At 60.5% G+C, this 4,688-nt stretch carries 3 protein-coding genes and 1 pseudogene; 2 read left to right on the top strand and 2 right to left on the bottom strand.

The annotated features are described in order from the left end of the window. Together EN964_RS25165 and EN964_RS25160 are read left to right on the top strand one after the other, a co-directional pair. Positions 1-665, top strand: a pseudogene (locus EN964_RS25165) (N-methylproline demethylase); the annotation flags it as partial. Positions 666-876: 211 nt separating this feature from the next. After that, entirely contained in the window at positions 877-1,614 is a 738-nt protein-coding gene (locus tag EN964_RS25160) for a hypothetical protein (RefSeq protein WP_127270107.1), read from the top strand. A 71-nt stretch (positions 1,615-1,685) separates the two neighbouring features. Here the strand turns inward: EN964_RS25160 and EN964_RS25155 are convergent, their stop codons facing one another. Beyond that, positions 1,686-2,426, bottom strand: coding sequence for a polysaccharide deacetylase family protein (locus EN964_RS25155; protein ID WP_127270105.1), 741 nt, complete (start codon positions 2,424-2,426; stop codon positions 1,686-1,688). A 133-nt stretch (positions 2,427-2,559) separates the two neighbouring features. Continuing rightward, positions 2,560-4,626, bottom strand: coding sequence for a bifunctional diguanylate cyclase/phosphodiesterase (locus EN964_RS25150; RefSeq protein WP_127272156.1), 2,067 nt, complete (start codon positions 4,624-4,626; stop codon positions 2,560-2,562). Positions 4,627-4,688: the final 62 nt, after the last annotated feature.

Genomic DNA, 4,688 nt, shown 5'->3' with positions numbered 1-4,688 from the left:
GGGCGGAAAAAGACGATGTCCTGGCGCTGTCGCCCGATGTGGTGGTGGTCGCTACCGGCGGCCTGCCGCAGAACCCGCCGCTGACATCAGGCGACAACCTTGTCACCTCGAGTTGGGACATCATGGCCGGCAGCGTCAAGCCGGCCGAAAATGTGCTGCTCTATGACGACAATGGCGGCCATCAGGGCATGGGCGCCGCCGAACTGATCGCCAATGCCGGCTCGAAACTCGAGCTTGTATCGCCGGAGCGTTTCTTTGCCCCGGAAATGGGCGGCATGAACCATGTGCCCTATATCAGGGCCTTCCAGGAAAAGGGCGTCACCATCACCATCAACACGCGGCTGCGTTCGGTGCGGCGTGAGGGCAACCAGCTGATCGCAGAGCTGGCTTCGGATTTCGCCGATGGCTGGCGCGGCGAGCGCAGGGTCGACCAGGTGGTGGTCGAGCACGGTACGCTACCGCTCGACGATCTATACCTCTTGCTGAAGCCGCTGTCGAAGAATGGCGGCGCGGTCGACTACGAGCGTCTGGTGAGCGGTGGCGACATCTTTCCCAAGCGCAATCCAGAAGGCGGCTTTGTTCTGTTCCGCATCGGCGACGCGGTCGCCTCGCGCAACATTCATGCCGCCATCTATGACGGCATCAGGTTCGGCTTGCGAATCTGAAATTAGCTATCGCCAGGATCGTAGCGCGCGGCCGAAGCTTCCTGCAAGAGCCCCTAGACTGGACTTTCCCTGTCGTACTTGTAACGATCTAGGGTGATCCAAACGCTTGGGATCAGTTTCATTCTACTGCAAGTCTGCAGGGAAATCGCGAAGCAGTGCGTCTTCTGCCGAGAAAAGTTGACGAAAACCTAACAAAGTCCGGGGGGACAAGTTGACCAAGAAAGATCCGTTCGTTCCGCGCCAGACCAATACGGCGCTCTACATGCAGCTATACGAGAATGGATATTCGGTTGCCGATATCGCCCGGGTGCAAAAGGCGTATCGTGTGTGTTGCGCGATGTTCAACGGCCGCTACCGCAAGACAGGACGGCCGTTCATCTGCCATGCGGTGGGAGCTGCGTCATCGGCCGCGCATTTCGATAAAAGCGTCGATCTTGTCCTGGCCGCGATGTTTCACGCTGCCTACGACAGCGGCCACTATCCGGACGGAAAGTCCAGCAGGCGCACCGATGCACACCGCAGATGGCTGGAGCAAACAATCGGTCCCCGGGTTGAAGGTCTTGTCGCCCGCCTGGTCGGACTGAAATTCGATACCGGAGACCCCGAGCGCCTTGTGGATGCCGGCGTGCCGGCCGGCGACGAGGACATCTTGTTCCTGGTGCTTGCCCATGAGGTGGATGACCTGGCGGACGGAGGATTGGCGTTTGCGCCCAAATACGGTCAGTCCATACGATCGAGGGTTGCTGCCTGTGCCACTCTGGCGAGGTATCTGGGCCGCGAAAATCTTGCCGTCACCATCGAAGGTTACGGTGCCCGCTACGAGACGATGGCGTGGGCTGCTCCCCTCCAGGAGACGAAGCTGATTGGCTTTCAGATTACGCCAAATTTACGCACATACATCAAATTGCGCCGCCACAAGTTACGCGGCGAATCAGTCGAGGTGCTTTGACACCTCGCTGATCCCGCGACAGATTGGCGTGTCGATGCGCAACCCGCTGAGAACTGGCCGTCCTTGTCGCCTCAGTCGTCGTAGCCCTGGATTGTCCCAAAGGTGTAGTGGCGCAGCTTCAATGCGGTGATCAAATTGGTCAGCTTCATCTTGCCGTCGAAACTGTCCTGGAACATCTCGTCATGCATCAGCAGGATCAGCTTGCCGGGCTTGACGAAGCGGCCATAGCCGAACAGGTGATCGATCTCGCTGACCAGATGGTCAACGCTCTGCACCGGCTCGCCGTTGTCCTTGTGCACCCATTCATGGTCCCAGCCGTAGAGATAGAAGCCTGAGGCAGCGACAAACTCGTAGTCGGGCTCTTCACGCCCCTCCTGGGCGAGCCCAAGCGAGGTGTCGTTCTTCGACATGGAGGGCAGCCTGAACACGTCGCGCCCCGGTAGCCTTGCATGCACCACGGGCTTCAACCCGAGCACCGCGTTTGCCCTTACCATGTCGGCGACGACACCTTCGGTGTCGCCGTAGAAATGCCGGTAGTGATTGTAGGCATGGCTGTAGCTGTGGTTGCCGAGCGTCACCAGAGGAAGCTGCCTGGCGCGCTGGACGAGCGCTCTGTTGGCGGCGCTAGCCTGTGCGTGCATGCCGACCATGAATAGGGTTGCAGGAACCTGCTCGGCTTCCAGCACATCGAGGATGTTGCTTGTGCCGTTCAGCGGCCCATCGTCGAAGGTAAGATATATTATGCGATCGGCCCCTTGGGCGGGAACCGCAAAAATCAAAACCGCCGCCAGCACAAACCGAAACGGTGTCATCAGCCCCGATATCCGGTTGCGATCACGACAAGGCCGCCATGTCCACAACGGCTTGTCAAGGCGAGCCGGTGCATGTCGCCCAAAAGTGCGCAGCGGTTTTGGGATAACGACATGCGCAAACAAAAAGGCAAACCTATGCCAGGCTTCCTTGCAGCACCGTCAGCTTGGCCTTCTTGGGCATGCGGGCGGTCAGCCATTCCAGCGCCTTGTCGTGCGGCATCGGGAAGGCGATGGAGTAGCCCTGCACCTGGTCGCAGCCGATCGCCATCAGCGAATTGAGCTCGGCCTCGGTTTCGGCGCCCTCTGCGACGATCGAGATGCCAAGGCCACGCGCCAGCTCGGTGATGGCGCGGACGATCTTCGAGTTGTCGCCATTCTCATGGATGTTCTGGACGAAGCGGCGATCGATCTTCAGCCGGTCGATCTCGTTCGGGTTGACATGGCTGAGCGAAGCATAGCCGGTGCCGAAATCATCGAGTTCGAGATGGACGCCGGCTGCCCGGATGTGCCGCAGCTTGGCCGCGATACCCGTCTTTTCGTCATCGAGGATGACGGATTCGACGATTTCCAGCGACAGTTTCTGCGGCGGCAGCCCGGCCTTTTCCAGCGTCTCGAACAAGAACGCATCGAAATCGTGTTCGCGCAGCTCGGTGCCGGAAACATTGACGGCAAGCCGTCCGAAGGCAATGCCGGCGCGGTTCCATTCGGCCGCCTCGTTGATCGCCTTGGTGATGACGATGCGGCCGATCTCGGGCATGAAGCCGCATTTCTCGGCGACCGGAATGAACTCGCCGGGCGGGATCATGCCGCGCTCCGCATGGTTCCAGCGCACCAGCGCCTCGATGCCGCTGATCGTGCCGTGGGTCAGTGAGACCTGCGGCTGGAAATAGACCTGGAACGCCCGCTCGGCGATGGCAACCTTGATGTCGTGCTCGAGCTGCTTGCGATAGTCGAGTTCGCGGCGCAGCTCCTCGGAGAAGAAGGAGAAGTTGCCGCCGCCAAGCCTCTTGGCGGAGTAAAGCGCCAGATCGGCGTGGACCAGCAAATCCCCGGCATTGTCGGCGTCGATCGGATAGACCGCGATGCCGGCGCTGGCGCCTGGGAGAATGGTCGTGCCCTGGAAGACGATCGGCTCGTTGATATGTGCCAGGATGCGTCGCGCCAGCATATTGATGTCTTCGGTGCCGCCGGCGCCGCCGAGGATCATGACGAACTCGTCGCCGCCCAGGCGCACGCACAGATCCGACGCCCGGCAGGAATCGCGCATGCGCTGTGCCGTCACGACCAGCACATAGTCGCCGGCGGCGTGGCCGAGCGTATCGTTGATCTGCTTGAATCGGTCGAGATCGAGCTGGACGACGGCAAGGCGTTCGCGACGCCGGTGCGTTCCCTTGATCAGCGTGTCGAAATGATCGGTCAGGAACGTGCGGTTGTGCAGGCCGGTAAGGCCGTCATGCACCGCGATGAAGGCCATGGAATTGCGCGCGTCGATCAATTCATGCGTCTTGCGCAGGATGGCGTTCGACATCGGCCTGAAGATGAAGAGCGCCACCAGTATGATGACGCCGATTGTGGCGTAGAACAGCGTGCGATGGAGAGCGAGCAGCTTCTCGGAGCGGTCGTCGGCGTCGGCAGTGATGCGCTGGCCAAGCGCGGCGTAGCCCGACAAGGTCGCATTGGCGACGGAGGCGTCGAGATTGACGCGTTCGTCGCCGCCCTTGTAACCGCCATTGCCGCTGAATTGCGATTCATAGGCCGAGATCAGGCGGTCGCCATTGGCGATCAGCCCGACCGAGAAATAGTCGAGGTGGAAGGGCTTGGCGAAAAGGACGCTTTCGATCGACTTCGGGTCAAGCTTGGCCGGCGATTGCGGATCGGCTCCCGTCTGATCGAGCAGCAGGTCGTAGTTCGTCTCGAACTCCGCCGTTGCCTGCTTGAGCGCGCTGACCAGCGCCGGTTGCTTGTCGCGTGAGCCGGCGCCCGTTGCACCGGCAAGGAAGACGATGCGCTGCGACAGCGTCTTTTGTGTGCTGACGATGTCGAGCAAGGTGTGATTGTGCTGTTGGGTGGCCATCATCTGCTGCAGCAGGATGAAGGAGGCGATCACCATGGCCGCAATGATCAGCAGGGCCAGCCAATAGCCGGCCTTGATCAGCAGTATGAGCTTGCCTGAAACGGTTTGCACCGGCTGCTGCGACATTTTCGGGGGCGGCCCTCTCGCCTACGGATTCTTGCCTAAAGATTCTTGTATGAGCACCATTG

This window comes from Mesorhizobium sp. M7A.F.Ca.CA.001.10.2.1, assembly GCF_003998575.1.
In the GTDB taxonomy this organism is placed as follows: domain Bacteria; phylum Pseudomonadota; class Alphaproteobacteria; order Rhizobiales; family Rhizobiaceae; genus Mesorhizobium.
The sequence above is the reverse complement of the archived record's forward strand: the minus strand, read 5'-3'. Positions and strand labels throughout refer to the sequence as shown.

Bases quoted from the DNA above. Each gene is read 5' to 3' on its own strand.
- EN964_RS25155 (WP_127270105.1), bottom strand. From the start codon at position 2,426: ATGACACCGTTTCGGTTTGTGCTGGCGGCGGTTTTGATTTTTGCGGTT.
- EN964_RS25150 (WP_127272156.1), bottom strand. From the start codon at position 4,626: ATGTCGCAGCAGCCGGTGCAAACCGTTTCAGGCAAGCTCATACTGCTG.